This window comes from Ktedonospora formicarum (assembly GCF_016587355.1).
GTDB classification, from domain to species: Bacteria; Chloroflexota; Ktedonobacteria; order Ktedonobacterales; family Ktedonobacteraceae; genus Ktedonobacter; species Ktedonobacter formicarum.
Genome location: NZ_BNJF01000001.1, coordinates 1666785 through 1690400, shown reverse-complemented (window position 1 = coordinate 1690400; position 23616 = coordinate 1666785). Strand labels below are relative to the sequence as shown.

General features: G+C 50.5%; 18 protein-coding genes and 2 tRNA genes. 16 read left to right on the top strand and 4 right to left on the bottom strand.

The genetic code is table 11. The annotated features are described in order from the left end of the window. Positions 1-162 precede the first annotated feature (162 nt). Positions 163-1239: a peptide chain release factor 1 gene (gene prfA / locus K3T82_RS07295; RefSeq protein WP_420799295.1), complete on the bottom strand. Its 1077-nt coding sequence runs from the start codon at positions 1237-1239 to the stop codon at positions 163-165. 596 nt (positions 1240-1835) lie between these two features. Between prfA and K3T82_RS07290 the strand changes: the two genes are divergently transcribed. Continuing rightward, the gene (locus K3T82_RS07290) at positions 1836-2756 is read left to right on the top strand and encodes an ATP-grasp domain-containing protein (protein ID WP_220192821.1); all 921 of its coding nucleotides are present in this window, start codon (positions 1836-1838) and stop codon (positions 2754-2756) included. Positions 2757-2763: 7 nt separating this feature from the next. On the opposite strand, the gene K3T82_RS07285 is transcribed toward K3T82_RS07290, so the two are convergent. Both K3T82_RS07285 and K3T82_RS07280 read right to left on the bottom strand, forming a co-directional pair. Continuing rightward, positions 2764-3459: a histidine phosphatase family protein gene (locus K3T82_RS07285; protein ID WP_220192820.1), complete on the bottom strand. Its 696-nt coding sequence runs from the start codon at positions 3457-3459 to the stop codon at positions 2764-2766. A gap of 31 nt (positions 3460-3490) precedes the next feature. Next, positions 3491-4723, bottom strand: a complete 1233-nt coding sequence (locus K3T82_RS07280) for an acyl-CoA dehydrogenase family protein (RefSeq protein WP_220192819.1) — start codon at positions 4721-4723, stop codon at positions 3491-3493. An 878-nt stretch (positions 4724-5601) separates the two neighbouring features. Here K3T82_RS07280 and K3T82_RS07275 point away from each other — a divergent pair. The 4 genes from K3T82_RS07275 to K3T82_RS07260 all read left to right on the top strand — a co-directional run bounded on the left by K3T82_RS07275 (position 5602) and on the right by K3T82_RS07260 (position 11673). Continuing rightward, the gene (locus tag K3T82_RS07275; RefSeq protein WP_220192818.1) at positions 5602-7842 is read left to right on the top strand and encodes an ATP-dependent Clp protease ATP-binding subunit; all 2241 of its coding nucleotides are present in this window, start codon (positions 5602-5604) and stop codon (positions 7840-7842) included. A gap of 306 nt (positions 7843-8148) precedes the next feature. Beyond that, positions 8149-9348 carry a PAS domain-containing sensor histidine kinase gene (locus K3T82_RS07270; RefSeq protein ID WP_220192817.1) on the top strand — a complete coding sequence of 400 codons (1200 nt, stop codon included), beginning with the start codon at positions 8149-8151 and terminating at the stop codon, positions 9346-9348. A 30-nt stretch (positions 9349-9378) separates the two neighbouring features. Then, the gene (locus K3T82_RS07265; RefSeq protein WP_220192816.1) at positions 9379-10371 is read left to right on the top strand and encodes an MBL fold metallo-hydrolase; all 993 of its coding nucleotides are present in this window, start codon (positions 9379-9381) and stop codon (positions 10369-10371) included. A 69-nt stretch (positions 10372-10440) separates the two neighbouring features. After that, positions 10441-11673, top strand: a complete 1233-nt coding sequence (locus tag K3T82_RS07260; protein ID WP_220192815.1) for a sensor histidine kinase — start codon at positions 10441-10443, stop codon at positions 11671-11673. A 130-nt stretch (positions 11674-11803) separates the two neighbouring features. Here K3T82_RS07260 and K3T82_RS07255 read toward each other — a convergent pair whose 3' ends face one another. After that, positions 11804-12016 carry a hypothetical protein gene (locus tag K3T82_RS07255; RefSeq protein ID WP_220192814.1) on the bottom strand — a complete coding sequence of 71 codons (213 nt, stop codon included), beginning with the start codon at positions 12014-12016 and terminating at the stop codon, positions 11804-11806. A gap of 188 nt (positions 12017-12204) precedes the next feature. On the opposite strand from K3T82_RS07255, the gene K3T82_RS07250 reads away from it, so the two are divergent. The 11 genes from K3T82_RS07250 to K3T82_RS07200 all read left to right on the top strand — a co-directional run bounded on the left by K3T82_RS07250 (position 12205) and on the right by K3T82_RS07200 (position 23479). After that, positions 12205-13707: an isochorismate synthase gene (locus K3T82_RS07250; RefSeq protein WP_220192813.1), complete on the top strand. Its 1503-nt coding sequence runs from the start codon at positions 12205-12207 to the stop codon at positions 13705-13707. 119 nt (positions 13708-13826) lie between these two features. Next, positions 13827-15650 carry a 2-succinyl-5-enolpyruvyl-6-hydroxy-3-cyclohexene-1-carboxylic-acid synthase gene (gene menD, locus K3T82_RS07245; protein WP_220192812.1) on the top strand — a complete coding sequence of 608 codons (1824 nt, stop codon included), beginning with the start codon at positions 13827-13829 and terminating at the stop codon, positions 15648-15650. Positions 15651-15691: 41 nt separating this feature from the next. Beyond that, positions 15692-16546 carry a 2-succinyl-6-hydroxy-2,4-cyclohexadiene-1-carboxylate synthase gene (gene menH / locus K3T82_RS07240; protein ID WP_220192811.1) on the top strand — a complete coding sequence of 285 codons (855 nt, stop codon included), beginning with the start codon at positions 15692-15694 and terminating at the stop codon, positions 16544-16546. 86 nt (positions 16547-16632) lie between these two features. Beyond that, entirely contained in the window at positions 16633-17451 is an 819-nt protein-coding gene (gene menB, locus K3T82_RS07235) for a 1,4-dihydroxy-2-naphthoyl-CoA synthase (protein ID WP_220192810.1), read from the top strand. Positions 17452-17532: 81 nt separating this feature from the next. Beyond that, complete coding sequence (menC, locus tag K3T82_RS07230) at positions 17533-18666, top strand: o-succinylbenzoate synthase (RefSeq protein ID WP_220192809.1); 1134 nt, start codon at positions 17533-17535, stop codon at positions 18664-18666. Then, positions 18663-20198, top strand: a complete 1536-nt coding sequence (locus K3T82_RS07225) for an o-succinylbenzoate--CoA ligase (RefSeq protein WP_220192808.1) — start codon at positions 18663-18665, stop codon at positions 20196-20198. The genes menC and K3T82_RS07225 overlap by 4 nt, the downstream gene beginning before the upstream one ends. Before the next feature lie 317 nt (positions 20199-20515). Next, positions 20516-20893, top strand: a complete 378-nt coding sequence (locus tag K3T82_RS07220) for a response regulator transcription factor (RefSeq protein ID WP_220192807.1) — start codon at positions 20516-20518, stop codon at positions 20891-20893. Positions 20894-21071: 178 nt separating this feature from the next. Next, entirely contained in the window at positions 21072-21557 is a 486-nt protein-coding gene (locus K3T82_RS07215; RefSeq protein ID WP_220192806.1) for an NUDIX hydrolase, read from the top strand. 121 nt (positions 21558-21678) lie between these two features. Then, positions 21679-21765 (top strand) — tRNA-Ser (locus K3T82_RS07210). Between the two features lie 185 nt (positions 21766-21950). Then, positions 21951-22023, top strand: a tRNA-Trp gene (locus K3T82_RS07205). Between the two features lie 133 nt (positions 22024-22156). Next, positions 22157-23479, top strand: coding sequence for an IS4 family transposase (locus tag K3T82_RS07200; RefSeq protein ID WP_220192805.1), 1323 nt, complete (start codon positions 22157-22159; stop codon positions 23477-23479). Positions 23480-23616: the final 137 nt, after the last annotated feature.

Genomic DNA, 23616 nt, shown 5'->3' with positions numbered 1-23616 from the left:
TCGCTGCCGCCATATTCAGTAGGTCGCAATGACGCGCCAGGAAGAGGCAGCACATATGGGTCTGCAATGCGATGAAAAGGAAAAGCGCGGCGATGAGGGAAAAGATCGCCACGCTTTTATTTTGTCTTATCGCTGAGGAGTCAGGCTCCTCGGTATGTGTATTTATGCCTCTGCAAACATGCCTTGCAGCTTCTCCGCCTGATCCACTGTGATCAGGTTGTCGATGAATTCGTCCAGGTTCCCATCAAGCACCCCAGGCAGGTTATGGCGCGTTAGACCTATGCGATGATCTGTTATGCGATCCTGGGGGAAATTGTAGGTACGAATTTTCTCGCTACGATCTCCCGTCTGCACCTGTGAGCGGCGCGCCTTGCCCAGTTCTTCCTGGCGCTTGGCCTCCTCCAGGTCCCACAGGCGTGACTTGAGCACGTTCATAGCCTTCAACTTATTCTTCAACTGAGACTTCTCATCCTGACAGGTGACTACCAGGCCAGTAGGCAGGTGGGTAATACGGACCGCCGAGTCGGTCGTGTTGACGCTCTGGCCTCCATGTCCTGTCGAGCGATAGACATCGACGCGAATGTCCGTATCTTTCACCTCGATCTGAATATCATCGTCTGCTTCCGGTAACACGATGACCTTGGCTGTGGAGGTATGGATGCGTCCGTTGGCCTCTGTTGTGGGTACGCGCTGAACGCGGTGGGTGCCGCCCTCATACTTCATGCGGCTATATGCTCCCTTGCCTTTGACCACGAAGGTAATATCCTTGAAGCCGCCCTGTTCGGTCTCATTCTCATCAAGGATCTCGATTTTCCAGCGGCGATTATCAGCGTAGCGGCTATACATACGGAAGAGATCAGCGGCGAAGAGCGCGGCCTCGTCACCACCTGCTCCACCCTGGATAGTCACCACGGCATTCTTCTCATCCATAATATCTTTGGGGAGGAGCGCGACCTGTACTTCCTCTAGAAGCTGTTCTTTACGCGCTTTTAGCTGCTCTAATTCCTCGAAGGCCAGGTCACGCAAATCGCCCTCTTCGCTATTGAACATCTCCTGCGCTTCCTGAATTTGCTTCTCGGTAGAGGTCAGGTCATGATATTTCGCGACGACATCTGCCAATTCTGATTGCTCGCGCCCATAGCGTTGTAGAAGCGCTATGTCTGCGAGTACGTCGGGCTGCGCCATTAAGTTATTGAGCTCCTCATAGCGCGTAGCGAGCGTGGCTAGTTTATTCATCAAGTCCATAGGGTCGATTCCTCTTGTTTTCTATTGCGTTTCCTCATCCTCGAGTGGTTGCTTCTGAGTAGCCACAATTCACGTGTAGCGGAGAGGAAGATCTATAACGATGGTAAAGCAGGCTTTGACTGCAAGTAGCGTCTACACTCTCAAAGATTTTGACAAAAGGGGAATGAAAAGGCACATTGAGGCTTCGCTACCCGGCAGTGAGCAGGTAACGCTCACTGGCGATGAAGCAGATATTGCGGGCAAAAGAGACTTTTGCTTGTATGCGGATAGGATGAGACATAGTAAGTTTCATAGCTTCGTTATTATAGCATGTTCGCTCGTTCAAAGGTAGGGCCTCAGCCGATCAATCTGGACTCGATGGTTCTCGTATCAAACCAAGAGCTCAGGTTTCCGGAGAAGGAATATGTCCCTCTTTCCAGAACGTTTTGCCTTCTTCCTCGTGTTTGTCGCCTATTTCACAGTATAAAACATACTAGTACTTTATTATGATGCTATTCCAGACGAAGAGAACAAACTTATCCTCTGTTATAGAGAAAAAATTATATGGTGTTTTTCACAAACTCTATTTGTTGTCTATTAGGAGAGAAGAGATGCGTTTCTGTTTTATTCTAGAACAAGCCGCCATTGCTACTCCATTACCTCTGGCGCTTGCTGATCAACTCGAACGATGGGGGCATACTGTCAATATGCAGTCCCTTGAGTCTTTGTCTACCACAGCTGAGGCGTTCCCATTGAAGCATTGGGACGCATGTCTTGCGCGCATCTCCCAGGCGCAGGGAGCTGAGGTGGAAATCGCGCTCAGGCTTTTACAAGCTGCTGAGTCTCTACATATTCCTACAATGAATAACTCGCGCGCGCTGCGTTTGTTGCACGATCATGATGGGATCGTTGCCGCATGTGCCTCGTATGGAGTACCAGTTGTCTCGCGCCAGTGTGTCCTGACCTATGACGATCTTGTCACTTTACCTGATGAGTGGTGGCCGCTTCTAGTTACTCCTATCGACAAAACTGGCGAGGGAGATAGCCTTTGGGTTGAAAACAGAGCAATGTTGGTACAAGCGGAGATGGAGGCAACAGGCTCATTTGTAGTGCGAGGTCCTATTGCGCGACCGCTATCGCTGGTGCGTCTGACCGTGGCAGGGCAGGAGGTGCGAGCTTTCCGCTTTAACCGTTGGGGGGTACAGGTTAGTAATGAGATGTCGGTGAGTGAGACGATGTTGTACCTTGCTCAGAGTGTAGGTGAGGCATGTGGGTTGGATTTCTTTTGCCTTGATGTCGCGGTACAGGAAGAGAGGCTGGTACTGTTAAATGTTCAGGATTTCCCTGATGCCGCGCCAATTCCTCACGCGACTATGAGTATTGCGGAATATATTTTACACGCAGTGTATCACCATCGCTTAATTCGCGAGCAAAACGAAGAGCCTGAGACGGGCCCTTTAGGCAGACAGGAGGCGACGCTTATACCAGCCGTACAAGAACGGAGGTATGAGAGCGTCGCCTATTTGTTGTAGCTGTATGCTATCCTATCGTGCTCAGGTGAGCTATATCATTTAAGGTATAAAGTACGCGTGTGCTTCCTGAAACACGAACGACAGTTAAGGAGGTGTTGGCACAGGGAAAGAAGAAGTCTTTTGCCATGCCCAACACCTCAGCCACATAGGCATTGATAACGCCACCATGCGCGAAGACGAGTATCCGTTCACCGAGATGATTGCTTGCGATTTCATCGAGAGCCGCTACGACACGTTGACGAAACTCCTTGGAAGACTCACTGTTTTCAAGTGTATCCCATGAGCCAGATGTGCCAGCACGCCGTACGATGACCTCTTGGCGCTGGCGTAGTGCCTGGGTCAGTAACGTAAGGTCTTGTTCGTCCTGTGAAGCAGGGGGTGGCACAAGGCCGTGTAAGCGTACCTCTTTAATGTTTTCAATAACTGTGGCTTGCAGCCCTAATATCTCCAGTAGAGGGATACTGGTTTCAAGACAGCGCCTCAGAGGGCTACTATAAGCCGCGTCAAAGTGGCGAGGCTGTAAACGTTTGGCGAGCGCCTGGGCCTGGCTGCGCCCAAGCTTACTGAGTGGAAGGTTATCGTAGATCCCGCTGGGGATGATCTCATCAGCATCAGGGATGGCGTCTCCATGACGTATGAGATAGAGTTCGGCAGCATGTGTGCGCTGCATGAGAAATGGGTCTTGAGCAAAGCCACTATCCATATAAGATAGAACCATCCTTTGGCGAGTAGTATTATGGTGCCTTCGACGATGTTTTTGGCGAGATATAAGGCCGCGAGAGAGAGCGTGCCAGTGCGCGCTTATGCACCTCATCTGGCCCATCAACAATATGTAATGTGCGTCCATGTGCCCAGAGGGAAGCCAGAGGGAAGTCATCGCTTAAGCCTGCCGCTCCAAAAACCTGTATTGCCCGATTGACGACATTCGTCTGAACCTCAGGTGCGACGATCTTAATCATCGCTATCGCGTCGCGGGCCGCCTTTTTGCCAAGCGTATCAATTATCCAGGCCGCCTTCAAAGTTAGGAGGCGTGCCTGCTCTATTTCAAGCTGCGATTGGGCGATCCACTCCTGAATCACACCCTGCTCAATAAGAGGCTTCCCAAAGGTGACGCGTTGCGCTGCGCGCTGACAGAGTAGTTCGAGTGCGTATTGTGCCATTCCGATAGCACGCATGCAGTGATGAATCCGGCCCGGACCCAGGCGTGCCTGGGCGATGGCAAAGCCGCTGCCCTCTTCACCAAGCAAATTGCTACCAGGAACGCGAACATTGTCAAAACTTAGCTCACAATGGCCTTCATTATCAATATAGCCCATCACGGGTAAACTGCGGACAATTGTGAGTCCGGGGGTATCGCGAGGTACAAGAATCATGCTCTGTTGTTGATGAGTGACCGGGTTATGGGGATCGGTCTTTCCCATGACGATGAAGATCTTGCAGCGTTCGCGCGCGGCTCCTGAGATCCACCATTTGCGCCCCTTAAGCACATATTCATCACCTTCGCGGGTAATGGTAAGCTGGATATTCGTCGCGTCTGAACTGGCGACATCTGGCTCGGTCATCGCGAAGGCGGAGCGAATCTCGCCTTTTAGCAAGGGATGGAGCCAGCGCTGTTTCTGCTCTTCTGTACCAAATTGGGCGAGGATCTCCATATTGCCCGTATCGGGAGCCGCGCAATTGAAGATCTCTGAGGCCCAGGGAACACGTCCCATGATTTCCGCGAGTGGGGCATATTCCAAATTTGTAAGTCCCGCGCCGTGCTCGCTATCAGGTAAGAAGAGGTTCCATAACCCTTCTCGCCTGGCCCGTTCTTTTAATTCATCGACGATCTCGGCATGGTGGTGTGGATTGCCTGAGGCGGCGATCTGTTCGCGATAGGTCTGCTGATGTGGGTAAATAAATTGCTCCATAAAGTCATTTATGCGCTGCCGTAGCGCATCGACTTTCTGCGAATAAGCAAAATCCATGCAATCTCCTTTGGCTTGCTCAAATTCTCCTTTTGCTTTTGACTATACCATATCTCCTTCATCTTCTGTCATGGAAACATAGTTGTTCGTTCACCTGTGAGTTGTTTGCGTGTGAAGATTGTTTCCTCTCGTTGCTATGAAAAAGGTGCTGCACATTTCGCGAGGAGTTCTCAGATTTTTATACTTTCCCATTGAATTGCTTGCCCATGATCAGTGCCACAGTAAACACATAGCCAAAGAGCCCAACCAGCGCCCCTAAGATGCTTCCTATAGTACTAGCTATAATTGGCAAATCTTGCTACTGAGAGATACGTGTGGTGGCTAACCAACCATATAGCCTCTAATAGATTTTGTTTTGGGCAATGGTAGTGCGTTCTCACCAGCATGTAGCGAAAATGGACATAAGCGTGATTGGAAGAGGTGATCTGAAGAAGAGCCCTTGTCTGTCGATATGGATTATGTCCTCTCTTTAAGAATCAGGGGGTTGTGCACCTCCTTATAGAGAGTATCTTTATATGTTTTCCATTCGTACAAAAAGCAAGGGCTATTTACCGTAATATATTGGCTGCTATACAAGCAGGGATGCTATGGAAGAGGAATCGGGAATAGGTGGATAGTCAGTAGCGTTATAGAGATTACCAGTGCTGAAGTGCACTGCTACATTATGAACCAGTCCTCCGAGTAAAAGAAAACATCGTATCCCGGGAATAATAGTCAGTATTCTGACGTTATAAACAGTGATTAGCAATCAAGTTGGTCGAGTGCTAGACAGAGCAATAGAAGTATGCTATACTTTTAGCAATCCAACGACCCATTTGCTAATTATTCGCTGAAGGGAATCACCCCCTATCTTGAGAAAGATGAGGAGCTAATAAATAATGAAATGTGAACGATGCCGAAAAAATCCCGCCCGTGTTCGTGTTGACCAAATGGTTGATGGGAAACGTGAGTCACACTACCTCTGCCAGTCGTGTGTCGATGAATTAATGAACGCGATGGGTCAGATGGGTGGTTTTGAGAGCATGGATATTCCTGGTGCTCCTTTCCCATTTGGGTTCGCGAATAACTCTCAGAAATCTTCTGGTGGGTCGGGTGGCGTGAATACAGCGACCGCTGAACGCCAGGGGAAGCAGAGTAAAACTCCAACCCTGGACCAGTATGGACGCGATCTTACCGCCGAGGCATTAGAAGGAAAACTAGACCCTGCCGCGGGGCGTGCCAAAGAATTGAGGCGAATGATTACGGTACTGGGCCGTAGGCAGAAGAACAATCCAGTCTTAATAGGTGAGCCGGGTGTGGGCAAAACCGCGATTGTTGAAGGCTTGGCACGCCGCATTCAGGCCGGCGATGTACCACCTAATTTGAAAGATAAGCGCATTGTCTCGCTGAACATTGGCGGTATGGTCGCCGGAGCTATGTTCAGAGGCCAGTTTGAGCAGCGCATCAAATCTATTCTTGAAGAGCTACGTGATAATCCCGATACCATCGTCTTCATAGATGAGCTACATACAGTTGTTGGAGCTGGTGCTGCTGAGGGCGCGGTTGGGGCTGGCGATATGATTAAACCTGCTCTGGCCCGTGGTGAATTGCGCTGTATTGGCGCGACTACGCTTGATGAGTATCGCAAACATATTGAGAAAGACGCCGCCCTGGAGCGTCGCTTCCAGCCAATTGTGGTGAGAGAGCCAAATGTGGAAGAGGCGATTGATATGTTGCGGACGGTGCGTACCAACTATGAAGCGCATCATGGTGTAGGTATCTCGGATGAGGCCATTGAGGCCGCAGTCAAGTTATCGGATCGTTACATCAATGACCGCTTCCTGCCGGATAAAGCTATTGACGTGATGGATGAGGCTGGCTCGGCTCTGCGCCTTGAGGCGAGCGAAAAGGGTATTATGAGCCCAACGCTGATCGCGGACCTTGAGAAAGAGTTGGCGGATATTCAGTCGCGTAAAGAAGCCGCCGCGAACTCCGAGGATTATGAGCGGGCTGCAATGCTGCGTCAGCAGGAACTTCTGACACTGGAGAAGCTGAATGACGCACGTGGCAAATCCCAGGAAGATGTCTCTCTGATCGTAACGCCTGAGCATATTGCGAAGGTTGTTGAGATCTGGACGGGTGTTCCTGTGAGCCAGATGCTGGAGAGCGAGCGTCAGAACCTGCGCCATCTGGAAGAAGATCTGCGCAAGCATGTCATCGGACAGGATGAGGCTATTGCGGCTGTGGCACGTGCCATTCGTCGCTCGCGAGCGGGTCTGAAAGATCCAAAGCGCCCGATTGGCTCCTTCCTCTTCCTGGGTCCAACTGGTGTGGGTAAGACTGAGCTGGCAAAAGCTCTGGCGTCCGAACTCTTTGGTGGGGCAGATCATATGATCCGCTTTGATATGTCAGAGTACATGGAGCCCCATACTGTCTCGCGCCTGTTTGGTAGCCCTCCTGGATATGTTGGACATGATGATGGTGGACAGTTGACAGAGCAGGTTCGCCGCCGTCCGTATAGCGTTATCCTCTTTGATGAGGTCGAGAAGGCGCATCCTGAAGTCTTCAACGCCTTGTTACAGATCATGGATGATGGTCGCCTGACTGATGGGCAGGGTCGCACGGTTGATTTCAAGAATACCGTGGTGATTATGACCAGCAATGTTGGTGGATCTGATTTGAAGCGGGCTGCGAGCATTGGCTTCTCTATCAAACGAGGAGAAGCGTTACGCGAGGAGCAGCAGGAGGCAATGCGCTCCAAGGCCTTAGAGGGCCTGAAGAGAGTCTTCCGACCAGAGTTCATTAACCGTATTGACCAGATTGTAGTCTTTAATTCGTTGACTAAGAAGGAACTCTATCCTATCGTTGAACTGCTGCTGAATCAGGTGCGTTCACGCTTGAGTGAGCAGAGAATCGAGCTGGTAGTGAGTGACGCTGCTCGCGATTTCTTACTCAACGAGGGTTTTGACGAGGAATATGGTGCGCGTCCATTGCGCCGTGCCATTCAATCGTATGTCGATGATGCGCTAGCCGATGCCTTGTTGGCTGATGAAATTGCTAGTGGGCAACAGGTATACCTGGATGTTGAGGAGAACAAGATAGTGGTTCGACCGTTAGATGCGGTCAGAAACGATGCCTAATGTCGGGCACAAAAAAATCGGCTGGGATTTCCCAGCCGATTTTTTTGTGCCCGACACTGACTCAGGCTTTGTATCCAATTATTGAACTCAGCCGTGTAAAACATATCTAAGATATAATGAGCGGCTTGCGTCTAGCAGAAATAGCAAGGGCTATTTGCCATCTCTGAAGCTTAAAGATGGGCGTGAGTGAATGCATTTAAGTATTAATGAAGTGCCAGACAGAACTAAGTAGTAAGCATATATGAGGCGCAGTGGTTGGATATCTCACGGAGGCATTTCAATTCAAATATGAAAGCCGGTCGCCGTATGATTACAAAGAATAGTGCGGAATTGTCACAGAAGAATAGGCTTAAATCAAGTAATCTACAAGGCAGGCTACAAGAGAGCGAAGAACGCTATCGCTCTCTTGTAGCCGCTTTAGCGCAAATGATATGGATTGTGAATGACGAAGGGGATATGGTAGGGCAAGTAGATGCCTGGCATGCTTATACAGGACAGCCTCAAACAAAACGACGTTGGCAGGACATATTAGAGACAGTCCATCCTGAAGATCTGCAATGGTTTGAGCATATCTGGCATAACGCAGTTAGTACGGGCAAACCTTACGAAATTGTCTGCCGTTTGCGCCGTCATGACGGCATATATCGGCATTTTTCCGTTCGCGCAGTACCTGCCCGTGGTTGGCAAGGCCGTGAATGGATCAATATTGGCACTGATATTGATGAGCAGGCTACACAGCAGCAACTCCTAACTGAGGCACATCAGCGTATGGAGGAATTTATTGGTGTTGCCAGCCATGAACTGCGTACACCTCTGACCGCAATTAAAGTGAATGTCCAACTGGCTATGAGGCGCTTAAAGGCCTCCTTACAATTAATGAAAACAACAGAGCCTGAAGTCATTGAAAAGGTCTCGGTCGCAAGCGAATTGATGGGTCGAACTGAGCGACAGATTGGTGTACTCTCACAGTTAGTCAGTAATATGGTTGACATCTCGCGTATTCAAACAGGGCGCATGGAATCTTATTTGCGGCAAGAGCCATGTGACCTATGTGAGCTGATCGATCTAGCTATAAGTGAGCAACAAAAGATCCATATAGGACGTACAATACATAGGGTCTTTTCCGTAAATGAACCTGTACCTATCTTTGCTGATGCGGGACGAATCTCGCAGGTCGTGAGTAGTTTTCTGAGCAACGCTCTGAAATATTCAGCCGCAGAGAATGATGTCGACATCACTTTAATGTTACATAATGGATGGGTACGCCTGGAAGTGCGAGACCATGGTCCAGGGCTGACTGAGGAAGAACAGAAGCGTGTGTGGGAGTGTTTTTATCAGTGTCCGCGTATCCATGTGCTTAGTGGGTCGGGTGTCGGTCTGGGACTGGGACTGTATATTAGTCACACAATCGTTGAATTGCATCAAGGCCGGGTTGGGGTGCAGAGTGCGCCTGAGCAAGGGTCGACATTCTGGCTAGAATTACCCCTGGCGCGGCAAGAGGAATAGCATTATAACAAGTTAGGTTGGGAGAAGCATATGCAGCCTAAAAGAATCAATAAATGGTTGGCCTGGGGAGCGGTATCGTTGACAGCGCTTGGTATTGGGGCAGCGGTCAAGAGTTTCCTACCACCTCGTTTGAACGTAGCGGTCTTGCCAAGGGGGAATGCCGGGGTAGAGACTCTGAGCAAAGGAGCGAATCTCCCAGATGTCGAAGTGAGCATTCTCCGTTGCGGAAGTGTTACCTGGCCTGAGTGGACTATGGTGCGGGGTTCGCTCTCGTTCAAACCGCGCAGGATCGCGTATAGTGCTGTCTTGATTCGGCATCCGCGAGGTAACTTCCTGTATGATACTGGTCTCTGTGGCGATATTTATGACCATTTAAAGGGGCAATCATTTTATTTCCGGCGAACCCTAGCTCGTTTCACACTTGAGCAGAGCCTGTTGGGAGCCTTACATGAGCAGGGAGTAAAACCTGAGGACCTCGACTTTGCATTGCTCTCGCATTTGCATTGGGATCATGTGAGTGGGGTGCCTGACATTGTTGGCCTGCCTCTACGCGTTAATCGTGTGGAGTATGATGCCGCCAAGCAAGGAATTATTCCATTACATAAGGGCCTTGTCTGGAGATTGATGGAAGGGAGCCCGCTCTCATGCTTCGACCTTGATGGCCCAGAGTATGAGGGTTTTCGCTCTAGTCTGGACCTCTTTGGTGATGGGTCAATTGTTCTAGTACCGCTACCAGGGCATACTCCAGGCAATACTGGCATGTTTGTGAACCGTGCGAATGGCGCGCGCCTCTTCTTCGTGGGTGATGCCGCCCACGTTGCCGAGAACTATCTTCATCCTACAACACCGCACCCTATTTTCTGGAATGGGGTGACTTGTGATAAGGCTACAGCCTTACAGACGTTGCTAGAATTGCATCATTTCTCTCGCTTACACCCTGAAGTTCCCTTGATCGCAATGCATGATGCAAGTATGCAAGAAGCGAGTATGCGTGTAGAAAATGAGCGCTTAGCAAGAGCCTAGTTTTTCTTGCCATCTGGATTGAGGATATCACTAACACGGTTAAGGGCGTTTGTAGGAGTTGCTACAGGGATGGATAGGATAGCGACGAAAATTATACGGAAAGATGTCTACTTGAATCGTCAGGGAATACCTGTACGACGTATGACATTTGAACAGCGAGCCGAACTACGTAAAAGCTTTATGGCTACTGTTCCCCAGTGGCGACACCCTCTTATCGGCACATTATTAAGCATATTGTTTGTTGGTTTGATGGGCTGGGGCTTGCAAGCGCTTGATGGCTGGTTTGGGAAGGATGGAGCCTATTTTTCTGGCTCTCTGCTTCTCATTCCTGTCCTGTTTGTGGCTGTCTTTTGGGGTGCGATTCCAGCGCTTTTTACGGTATTGCTTGGGACGCTGTATATCGATTACTTCTTTGTCTCACTTGATAAGGACTTTCTCTGGAAGAACTGGCAGGATGGAATGCAAATTCTCCCCTTCCTGATTTCTGGGGTCATTGTCGCTATGATTACGGCACAGAGGGAGCGGGCGCGTTGGAATACCCTGGTAGCTGAACAGGAATTGAAGGAGTATGCTGAAGAATTAGAAATAAGTAATCAGAAGCTAGAGGATGCGAGCCAATTGAAGGATCGCTTTCTTTCGATTGCTTCGCATGAGCTAAAAACGCCTATTACAACGATTCGAGGACAGGCTCAACTTGCCTTGCGCCGCCTCTCTAAACAGGAGCATGAGGTGAACGTTGAGGATATGCGCCTCTCTCTTGAACGAATCAATGGGCAAACGGAACGGCTGACAACGCTCATAGAGGAACTGCTCGATGTGAGCAGTATTCGCACAGGCAAAATGGCGCTTCATAAGCGAAAGCTGGATATCAATGAAATCTGTCAGCGAGTTGTTGATGATCAGCACTTATTAACAGAGCGTCTGATAGAGCTTACGGTACCCAACCAGGCTACGTTTGTGTCTGTTGACCGTGATCGTATTGAACAGGTTCTAGTGAATTTGATCAGCAATGCGGTGAAGTATTCGCCCGAAGGATGTCCCGTGCAGGTTACTGTCAAACGTACTATGCGCAAAGTGCTGATTGGCGTACGAGATCACGGTCAGGGAATCGCTCAAGACCAGCTTGATAAAGTCTTTGATACGTTTTATCGTACACCAGACGCAGAGGCATCGGCAAAGAAGGGTTTGGGTCTGGGCTTAAGTATCTCGAAAGATATTGTGATGCGTCATGATGGGAGAATCTGGTGTGAATCGCTTCCAGGTCAAGGATCTATCTTCTTTGTCGAGCTCCCACAGAAGTAGTATGCCTGTCATGCTATGTAGCCTTTAATATCATCTGAATGGTGGTTCGCTTCGCCTGTATTGCCCCTCTTTTTAACAGTACCTTCCTTCTCAGATGGCTTGTGCTGAGCCTTGATTTGATATGCCCTGTTCAATGCATATCTAGAGACAGCGTGCTATAATACGACGGGCACTGCTTTCTGGCTTTTTCCCTCCCTCCAGGGATGACGCTGCCATCAAACAGCCCCAATTGCCATTCGCTGGCCTTGCTGGTACTATTGGCACGAATCCATTTTAGCTTGCGCTGCCCATATGCTCTATTGATGAAGCGTCCGTGAGACGACTGTGATAGAAGGATAGGCATAGATGCATACCATTGCGCGTGAGTCAGCGCCTATACATATGTGCCACGCCTTTGGTCCCTGGTTGACTACTCTTACCCAGCGACCGAAATATATGTTTTGAGTGTATTTGTCTGTCCTATGAGAAGAGCTATATTCATGAATGCGCCCATGGAACGACGCCGCAAGTATAGTTGGAGACACATGATTTATGGAGACTGTCTTTTCCGATAGAGCAACGCCACTGTCTGATACTACACACGCCTGGCCTATTGCTTGCGAGCGTGGATTCCTTCTCAATCTCTTACAGCGGGCTGCGGCACGTGCACGTCAGCATAAACATTCTATTTTGACTATGCTGAAAATTCCAGTGAAGCCGCGCGACGCACTTCAGATATTCCGCGCTTTCCAGATCCTGGAAATGGGTGAGCGTTTCTTCTGGGAGAAGCCTGCGAGTCAGCAGGCATTGGTTGGCGTTGGGAGTGCACTCTCTATCTCATCCGATGATACCAGTGGCAAGCGTTTTCAGGAGATTACTGAGGCGTTGTGTGTGCTCCGTGATTTTACACTGACAGAGACGACCTCGTCCTCGCTTCCGGCTTCACGTCCTCTCCTCTTTGGTGGATTCGCATTTGATCCGCAGCGTCAGGGGACCGCGCTCTGGCAAGATTTTCCCCCTGGCTTACTGATTTTGCCTCAATTACTCTATCGCTTTGAGGATGGACAGGCATCTCTCTCATTCCATATCTTTATTCAGCCCGACGTGATTCCCAATGAGCTTGAGTTGCAGACCACTGAAATACTGGCGCTCTTTCAACGTTTGAGTTATATTGTCGAGCATCTTCCGACGCAACAGCTTGAAGAGCTCAGCTTGCAGACAGTGCGCCTGCGCAAACAGGAAGTTCTTCCTGCTTCCAGATGGATCTCGATTGTGGACCGGGCCATTGAGCAAATGCGGCAGGGAGCCTATCAAAAGATTGTACTTGCCCGCCAGGTGGAGGCTCATCATCCTGATGGCCCTTTTGATATTGAGACGACCCTCTATCGTTTACGTCAGAGCTATCCTGATACTTTTGTCTTCGCGTTCCAACGGGGCAAGCGTTATTTTGTGGGCGCGACACCTGAGCGTCTTGTCAGCGCGCGTGGCGGAAAGTTGCTTACAATGGCTCTGGCGGGCTCTGCTCCTCGTGGTATCACTCCTGAAGAGGATGAGCTCATCAGTCAGGAGCAGCTCTATGGAGCCAAGATCCGCCACGAACATTACTTTGTTGTAGAATTGATTCGTGATGCTTTACATGAGTTGTGCTCGCAAGTCACAATTGCTGAAGCTCCTCGCGTGCGCAAGCTAAAGAATATTCAACATCTCGAGACACCTATTGAAGGTACCTTACGATCAGGTCGTACTATCCTTGAAGCTGTTTCCAGGTTGCATCCTACACCAGCAGTTGGTGGAGTGCCTCGCGAGGTCGCACTCTCAGAGATTCGTGCCCATGAAGAACTGGATCGCGGTTGGTATGCTGGTCCTGTAGGTTGGGTTGATGTCGATGGTGATGGTGAATTCGCGGTTGCATTACGCTCTGCTCTACTTGCAGGTTCCAAGGCGACACTCTTTGCTGGTAATGGGATCGTTGCCAGTTCTGATCCCGAGGCGGAGTATACTGAAACAGGTTGGAAGTTGCCAGTGATGCTCCGTAGCCTGGGAGATGAAGAATAAGTTTTAGATTGACTATGGTCTTGTGTGAAAATCAATGCCGCTGATTACGTCTAGCGCTAGTGCGCTCGAATTTTCTAATAAAAAATGTTCCGGTAGAGAGGACATGAAGCACATATCCTATGCAGTCAAGTAAATATCCAATGCCCCAGAATCCCACATATGCCTATATAGAGGCTTTTGTGGAGGAACTCGCTCGCGCGGGTGTTCGCCACGTAGTATACTGCCCTGGCTCCAGATCAACTCCCCTGGCTTATGCTTTCGCGCAAACACCACACATTCGGTCCTGGCTCCATATCGATGAGCGCTCCGCTGCCTTCTTTGCCTTCGGACTGGCGAAGGCTCTGGGTGAGACTGTTGCTCTCTTCTGTACCTCTGGGACCGCTGCCGCCAACTTCCTGCCTGCTGTGGTTGAGGCACATCTGACGCACATTCCTCTACTGGTTCTTACCGCTGACCGCCCACCTGAACTACGTGATTGTGGCGCGCCTCAGGCCATTGATCAGAATCGCCTCTTTGGAATCCATACGAAATGGTATATGGATGTGGCACTTCCCGAGGCGAGCAATGCGGCTCTACGCTACGTGCGTACGTTAGCATCTCGCGCTGCGGCTCAGACGCTTGCTGTTCCGGCAGGACCAATTCACCTGAACCTACCATTTCGAGAGCCGCTAACACAAGATCCCCAACCCGCTAATCCTTTGCCCCCCCTTGCGCAACGCGAACCAACTGCCTGGCAGGGTCGTGCCGACCAATTTCCTTATGTTACTGTGCAGGACGCGCCCCTTGGCCCGCTTCCCGAGAGCACGATCCTTGCGTTGGCTAAGCGCCTGCAACGTCGCGAGCGCGGCCTTATTGTCGTCGGCCCGAATCCACCCGCTGGGCTGGCCGAGGCGCTCCTTCCATTGGCGAGTCGTTTGGGCTATCCTATGCTTGCTGATCCGCTCTCACAGATGCGGTGTGCTCACATTGATCATCAGAACGTGCTCTCAAGCTATGATGCTTTCCTACGTTTGCGCTCCTTCGCGGAGCGCTATGAGCCAGAAGTAGTGCTGCGCTTTGGACCTATGCCTACTGCCAAGCCATTCTTGCTCTATATGCAGCGCTATGCCGAGTGCGAACAAGTCGTCATTGATTCCCAGAATGATTGGCATGACCCAACCCAGCTAGTAAGTACGATGCTCCATACCGATCCTTTGGCGTTCTGCCGCGACCTCTTGCATGCGCTTCCAGAGCCGTTGGCAACAGATACTACACCCTGGCTCTCAGCATGGCGGCAGGCCGATATGTTAACGCGCCAGACACTTCTTACCTCGATTGAGGACTTTACTGCTACATTTGAGGGACGCGTCTTTACAGAGCTTAGCGAGCTACTTCCTGAAGATGCAACGCTCTTTGTCGGAAATAGTATGCCGGTGCGCGACCTTGATACCTTCTTCTGGTGCCAGAGGAAGGCAATTCGTGTACTGGGTAATCGCGGTGCGAATGGGATTGATGGCATTATTTCTAGCGCTTTAGGTGCGAGCGCGGCGACTTCAACCACCTCTAAAAAGACACCAATCGTTCTGGTAATTGGCGATCTGTCATTCTTCCATGATCTCAATGGCCTGTTGGCTGCTCGCTTGCACCAGTTGGATCTGACGATTGTGTTGATCAATAACGATGGTGGTGGCATCTTTTCGTTCTTGCCTCAGGCTGCGACCCCAGAGCACTTTGAAGAACTCTTTGGTACGCCTACCGGTCTTGATTTCGCGCCAGTGATTCAGATGTATGGTGGGCATCACACCTTTGCCCTTGATTGGGGAGCCTTTCGGCAGGAGATCGCAACGGGTCTGACGCAGGGAGGTTTACGAGTCGTCGAGGTCCGTAGCGAACGGGCAAGTAATGTTACGATGCATCGCCAACTCTGGCAAGCGGTAGAGAAGGCTTTAGGCTCTCTTCCATAACCTTAGCTACTAGTAGTGTAGAGAGGAAGGCAGATGAAGTTATGGGTAGCACGCTGCGAATTATGAGTCTGAAACAGCTTATGGTGAACGGTATACAGATGGGTGCGGTGACCTATGGGAAGCCTCAGCATCCACCCCTGGTCTTGCTGCATGGCTTTACCGGGAGCGCTCTTGCCTGGCATTCGCTCTTTGGCCCTCTCTCCGCATACAATGTCTACCTGATCGCGCTGGATATGTTGGGCCACGGTCAATCGGACGCGCCAGCGGACCTCGAGCGTTATAATATCGAGCATGCTCAAGAAGATATCCTGGCGGCTCTGTACCAACTGGGGGTTCAGAAAGGGCAGGCAATCCTGCTAGGTTATTCAATGGGCGGGCGTATCGCGCTGTATAGCGCGTTCTCTGGTTTCTTCAGGGCGCTCATTCTCGAAAGTACTTCTCCCGGTCTTGCCGATGCGCATACGCGCGCGCAGCGGGTCGCGAGTGACCGTGTGCTAGCGGATCGTATCGAGCGTGAGGGGGTCCCCGCCTTTGTTGAATACTGGGAGCAGCAACCCCTCTTTGAGGGCCTTCAGCGTTTGCCAGATGCGGAGCATGAGGAACTTCATAAGCAGCGCCTCGATAATCGTGCTATTGGTCTCGCGAACAGCTTGCGAGGCGTTGGAACCGGCGCGCAACCTTCGCTCTATGAGCGCTTGCCTTCTCTTGACATTCCAACCTTGCTGCTTACCGGAGAACATGATCCGAAGTTCTGTGCTATCGCTCGGGAGATGCAGCACCAACTTCCCCACGCGACCTGGGATGTCGTCGCAGGCGCGGGGCATACTATTCATCTAGAGCAACCGGAGCGTTTTGTTGCTCTGGTGGGCCAATTCTGCGCACAAATGCTATCATAAGAGTGCGTTAGCAGTGACAACAAGTCAGTGGATAATTTGCTGTCACTGCTAATGATTCACATCTAATTTGAAGGAGAAAATAGGCGATGTCTGTAAACTGGCAGAAGGTGTGTGACTACACCGATATTATCTTTGAGAAGACCGAGGGTATTGGTAAGATTACCATTAATCGCCCCGAGGTTCGTAACGCTTTTCGACCCCGTACCCTCTTTGAATTAATTGATGCATTCGGACGTTGCCACGAAGACAACGAGATTGGGGTTGTTATTCTCACTGGTGCTGGCGAACTGGCTTTCTGCTCAGGTGGAGATCAGCGTGTGCGCGGTGAAGGTGGTTACGTTGGCGATGATGGTGTGCCTCGCCTAAACGCGCTTGAGCTACAGAAGGTCATCAAATATCTGCCCAAGCCTGTGATTGCTATGGTCGCGGGATACGCCATTGGTGGTGGTCATGTGCTTCATCTGCTCTGTGATCTGACTATCGCCGCTGATAATGCGCGCTTTGGTCAGACTGGCCCGAGAGTTGGAAGCTTCGACGCTGGTTGGGGTGCGACCTATCTTGCGCGCGTCGTTGGTCATAAGAAGGCACGTGAGATCTGGTATCTCTGTCGTCAGTATAACGCGCAAGAGGCCCTTGATATGGGCCTGGTCAACACCGTGGTTCCTCTGGCTCAGCTTGAAGAAGAGACGGTCCAGTGGTGCCGCGAGATTCTTGAGAAGAGCCCCATTGCCATACGTTTCCTCAAGTCCGCGTTTAACGCTGATACCGATGGTCTGGCCGGTATTCAAGAGCTTGCCGGTAATGCCACAATGCTCTACTATATGACTGAAGAGGGAAAAGAGGGCAAAAATGCCTTCCTAGAGAAGCGTAAGCCCGACTTCTCGAAGTATCCACGCCTTCCATAATTAGTCTCTTCTGAAGGGATACGGGGAATGCCCGTATCCCTCTTTGTTAGAAACGATGTGCTGTGAAGAAGAAGGTGGCATATGCAGGTACAGTCGATATCGTATACACCCTATCGTATTCCAATGCAGGGGCATTTCTCGACCGCTCATGGCTCTATCATCTCGCGCGAAGGATGCTTGATTGAGATTATGACGTCAGGGGGCATTATAGGTCTGGGCGAAGCGGCACCGCTGCCAGATTTCGGCGGTGTGTCTTTCTCCGAGACCTATAATGCTCTTGTTTCGCTCTTGCCTCAGATTCAGTCTCTCTCCTGCCAGGAGGCGCTGGAGGTACTCTATGCTCACGTGGAGGCGGGGAGCTATCCTGCTCCTGCTCTCTATGGCCTTGAAAGTGCGTTGCTCGATGCCTGGAGTCAACATGAAGGCGTCAGTCTGCATACACTCCTAGCCCCTTTTGAGACAGAGACACGGAGCCGCATTGAAGTCAATGCTGTAGTTGGCGCGCCCAACGATGACGTAGCCTGTCAGGAGGCGCGTGAGGCGATTCAGGCTGGCTTTCGCTGCGTCAAGCTTAAAATGGGTCTGTATGGTAGCCCACGGCAAGAAATTGAACGCGTTGCCACGTTACGTGCTGCCATTGGTGAAGAGGTTCGCTTGCGCCTGGATGCTAATGAGAAGTGGACGTTTGAACAGGCCTGTGAGATCCTTACGGCATGCGCGCAGTATGATATTCAGTATGTAGAGCAACCCTTGCGTGCCTTTGATTTGGATGGTATGTATCGCCTCCGTCGAGAGGTCCAGATACCTATTGCTGCCGACGAGGCGATCTATGATAGCAAGAGTGTACGCCGCGTTCTCGAATGGCAAGCGGCTGATGTACTGATTATTAAGCCGCAGTTTCTGGGTGGGCTTTATCCAGCGCGGCAGGTGATTCAGAGCGCTAAAGAGGCTGGTGTGGAGTGTGTGATTACCAGCATGCTTGAGACCGGAATTTCCCTTTCGGCGACCCTCCATCTTGCGGCTGCGTCATCAGAGATCACAATGGCTTGTGGTCTGGCGACTCTCGCGCACTTGGAAGATGATCTGCTCAGCGTAGATCTTCCACTTCAAGCTGGTACTTTATCTGTTCCTACGACACCTGGATTGGGCATCCAGCTTGATCGTACGGCTCTGGCGCGCTATTCCTTTGTGCCACAAAGCGAGGTGGCGCTATGAATGCTCCTATGCCTCTCGAAACGAGCTTGCCAAACTGGCTTGTACGTGCTGCTGAGAATCAGCCCGATCATTTAGCGATCCAGTGTGGCTCTACACATTGGAGCTTTGCCGAACTCTTGCACCAAACAGAGCAGCTAGCCTACCAGCTTGCCACACCTGGCATTGGTAAGGGGACTCGCGTCGCGCTGCTGGCGGCGAATGATTTGCCCTTTGTCGTCGTCGTACATGCTTTGATGCGCCTGGGAGCAATTCTGGTACCACTCAATGTTCGCTTAACCCAGGCTGAACTGGCCTGGCAGCTTGAGGATGTACAGGCCACATTCCTTTGCAGTGATGCTCGCTATGGTGAGACCGCTTCACAATTGGCACGTGAGCTTCCACGGTTAACTTTTCTCTCGCTGATTAGTGACGCGCAGCAGAATGTGGGCATCGCAGATCAACCGTTGGTGCCAGCTATTGCTCTTAGTGGGAGCCTGAATCTGAATGATATCCAATCCATTATGTATACGTCGGGTACTACTGGTCACCCCAAGGGCGTACTCATCACATATGGTATGCTCTGTTGGGGCGCGATTGGATCAGCGTTAACACTGGAACATCATGCAGATGATTGCTGGCTTGCTTGTCTGCCTCTCTTTCATGTTGGTGGACTCACCATCCTCATGCGTAGCGTTATTAATGGTATTAGTGTCAATTTACATGAGAAGGCCGCGCCCGAGGGGATCAATCGAGCTATTATTGAAGATGGCGTGACTATCATCTCAGTTGTGGCTGTCATTCTTCAGCGCATGCTTGATGACCTTGATAAGCATGAGCACGGTGCGCGTTATCCCGCGACTTTACGTTGTGTATTGTTAGGAGGAGGGCCCGCACCGCGCCCTCTGTTGGAACGCTGTGCCGCACGTGGCATTCCCGTTGTTCAGACGTATGGCCTGACCGAGTCATGCGCGCAGGCCGCGACACTGCTTCCAGGCGATGCCCTCCGTAAATTAGGGTCAGCGGGACGCCCACTCTTCCCTGTGCAGCTACGGATTTTTGATGAGCACCAGCAACCAGTTGCTCTTGGTCAACCGGGCGTTATTCACCTTCAGGGGCCAACGATTACACCCGGCTACGATCATCGCCCCGAGGTTACAGAGCGTGCCTTCCACAATGGCTGGTTCTCGACAGGCGATCTGGGTTACCTGGATGAGGAAGGCTATCTCTATGTTCTGGACCGCCGCTCAGATCTAATTATTTCTGGCGGCGAAAATGTGTATCCCGCCGAGATTGAATCGGTTCTGTTGAGCCATTCAGAGGTGCAGGAGGCTGGGGTCTGTGGTAGCGATGATGCGCGCTGGGGTCAGGTACCTATCGCTTTTGTGCGCCTGCGAACGGGAAGTACGACAGGATCAGACGAACTACTCACTTATGCCACCCGTTTCCTCGCGCGTTACAAAGTTCCACAGGCTATCTATATTGTCCCTGAGATTCCACGCAACTCCGCTGGTAAATTGTTACGCCGCGAACTTGCTCGATTGATTCCTCGCTAACTGGCAGATATTGCCTTCTGCTCCACAATGTCAAATTTCAGATAACAAGTTACTCTGCTTGTCTTACATATACTACCTCTAAAGGCTTATAGGACTCGGATTTGGGTCCTATAAGCCTTCATCGTGAGCACTACGAGCTACACTCTACAAGCCGTTTACATTCATAAAATAGAGTTTCACATTTGTATACCATGTTTTATACAAACGATAAAAAACTAACGTAATTTTAACGCGAAATATGCGGATTCTATGGTAATATTATTTGCAAGTGGAATTTGATCGTGTATGCTCAATACCCATTACGAGGTTGTAAGTATATGTATATAGCGGTAATTGAGGAAGAGCTACTAATTCGGGATATGTTACATTATGCGCTTGAGTTAAGTGGGCATCAGGTAGACATATATAGCGAGATGCCTGAGCATTGTCGAGCATATGATTTGGCTATTGTTGAGCCAGGTGAGTATGGGCAGGGCTTTCCAGCTATATCTCAACTCATACGTGGTTATCATATACCTGTGCTAATTCTGACATTTTATGAGAGTAATATGGGGATTGCGCGGGAGTACAGTCTGCCTGCCATAAATAAGATGCCCTTTCGGCTCCCTCATCTCCTCAAGAGTATTAGTCGCTTTGGTCGCTTGAATACACCTTTTGCGCAGCCGTCCAGCACAAGACCGCTGGAAGCCTGTTAATAGAGGCCTTGCTTCGATATCGAGGCCTCTTGATCGCGCAAAGGTCCCCTTTCCTGGTCCTTCCTCTAGCTTTCTCTTTATAATAGGCTCAAACCATAGTTATAAATGGGTCTTATTACCCGGAGCTTGCTGCTATATTTGCCCATTGTTCATATTAGAAAAGAGAATCCATATCGCTATGTTTCAACCTATCCTTGCTACCTTGGGATACATTCTCTCACCTGATGGTAAACATATCTTGATGATTCACCGTAACAAACGCCCCGATGATCTGCATTATGGGAAGTTTAACGGCCTGGGCGGTCGTGTGGAGGCAGACGAGGATATTATCGCTGGGATGCAGCGCGAAATACGTGAGGAATCTGGTCTGGAGGCTGATCATATGCAGCTTCGAGGTACTATCTCCTGGCAGGGATTTGGCAAGAATGGAGCTGACTGGTTTGGCTTTATCTTCTTGATTGATGCCTGGCATGGGACCGCTCATAATGGCAATGCTGAGGGCACACTTGAATGGGTGCCGCTTGATACACTTGCAACTCTTCCCATGTGGCCAAGTGATCGTCATTTCCTTCCTATGGTCTTTGATGGCGATGCTCGCCCTTTCCATGGCCATATGCTCTTCCGCAACGGTGAGTGCCTGAGTTGGAACTATCAGCGCCTGTAGCCTTTGGTGGAAGATTTGCGCGGAGCCTGAAAAAACTGATAAAAAAGTGTTGACAAAACAGGACACTTACTATATACTTGTTTGCAGTTCGGGGATACAAAATTCCTGGCTGAGCACATACGGAGAGGTCGCATAGTGGCCTAGTGCGGCGGTTTGCTAAACCGCTGAGGGAGCAATCCCTCCGAGAGTTCGAATCTCTCCCTCTCCGCTTCGAGACCCCTGAGTGTTCTATACTCAGGGGTCTTTACTTTTGTTATCGTAAACATCTAAGCGCTTTGCCTGAAACTTGCTGGTGATATTAGACAGGGTGGAGAACTACACCCTAAAAGACAAGAGATGGCATTGTGGTATTGACAAATCCTTCCCGCTCTGGTATCATCATTTCACACACGTAGGGGTGTAGCTCAACTGGCAGAGCAGCGCTCTCCAAAAGCGAAGGTTGCGAGTTCGATTCTTGCCACCCCTGTTTATAAAGAAGGCTCCCGAGTTTATCGGGGGCATAGGCGTCAAGTTAAGAGAAGAGATCTCAACCTGACAAGTAAAAGCTCCTGTGTCATGATAGAAGTAGGCAAACTGCTATCAGAAACAGGAGCTTTTCTATGAAAAGTATAGCACCCTTGTGCCAGGCCTTAGAGGAATTGATCTATAAAGATGCGCCTCGTTTGGCTCAAGAACAAGGATTGATTGTCCGTCATCGTTGCTTTTCTGCGAGCACCTTGCTGCTTTTACTCGTCTTTGGCTGGCTGAAACATCCATTAGCTGGTCCCAGTCAACTGGCCCGCTTTGCGCACTCGGTGGGGGTGAGAGTGAGTAAACAAGCAATCTTTGAACGCTTGACAAAGAACACAGCGCATTGGCTCTTGAGCGTGTTACAGCAAGCAGTTCACACGCTCCTTCTAACGTCTTCTTTATCTGTTGGGCTCCTAGCTCGTTTCCCTGCAGTTCTCCTCGAAGATACTACCTGTATTGAATTGCCATCGGCTCTCGCCTGGCTCTGGAAAGGAAGCGGAGGGAATGCATCTCCATCGGCTGTCAAACTCGGCGTGCGCTGGGATCTGCGCAGTGGCAGGTTGGACGGGCCAGCACTCCATCAGGGACGTGATCATGATAGCCGAACGAGCACCCACACACTGCCTTGCGGGCAAGGCAGTGTGTGGGTGGCAGATGCTGCCTATTACTCCCTCAAGCAGTTGCGTCAGATGGACCAACAAGGGGTCGTTTTTGTCATTCGCCCACGAGGCAATTTGGCCGTGAGTACACCCGAGGGGCAACGCTTGGATTTGGCATCTCACTTGTCCGCTTTGACCGACACAGTCATTGATCTTTCGGTCCGTTTAGGCTCCATTCGCTCCCTCTGGCTCAATGCGCGGATTATTGCCTTACCTGTCTCTGATGAGGTAGCTCAGAAACGCCGTGAGCATCTGCTGGACAAGGCCAACAAGCAAGGGCATGTGCCCTCCTCACATGCTCTTGCCCTTGCTCGCTGGACCTTGATTGTTACCAATGCGCCTGTGGAACGCCTCTCAGCAGAAGAAGCACTCCTGCTGTTTCGGGCGCGTTGGCAGGTGGAATTGCTCTTCAAGCTCTGGAAGAGTCATGGGCATGTGGATGAATGGAGCAGCCAGCTTCCCGACCATATTCTTTGTGAGTTCTATGCTAAGCTGATCGCTATGCTCGTGGAACATTGGGTTCTCCTTGAGAGTTGTTGGGATGATCCTCACCGTAATTGGATGCTCTGTGCTGATCTCTTTCGAGATCAACTCTCGCTCTTGGTTCTCGGCATTCGTGGATATATCCCTCTTTCTCAAGCCCTTGCATGTATCCGTGAAGCGTTGTTGGGAAGCGCTTCCATCCCCGCTCGAAGTACGCGCCCCAGTACCTCCCATCAACTTCTTGATGGGGTTTACTGGGGCTTAACTTGACGCCTATGGGCTCCCGAGTTTATCGGGGGCTTTTTTCGTATCTCGCTTTCTTTCCTCTTTTGATGTGCCACATCTTCTTGTCTTAATTTAAGACACTACTTGCTTTCTATCTTCCCTCTCTCAACTTACGAGTGTAA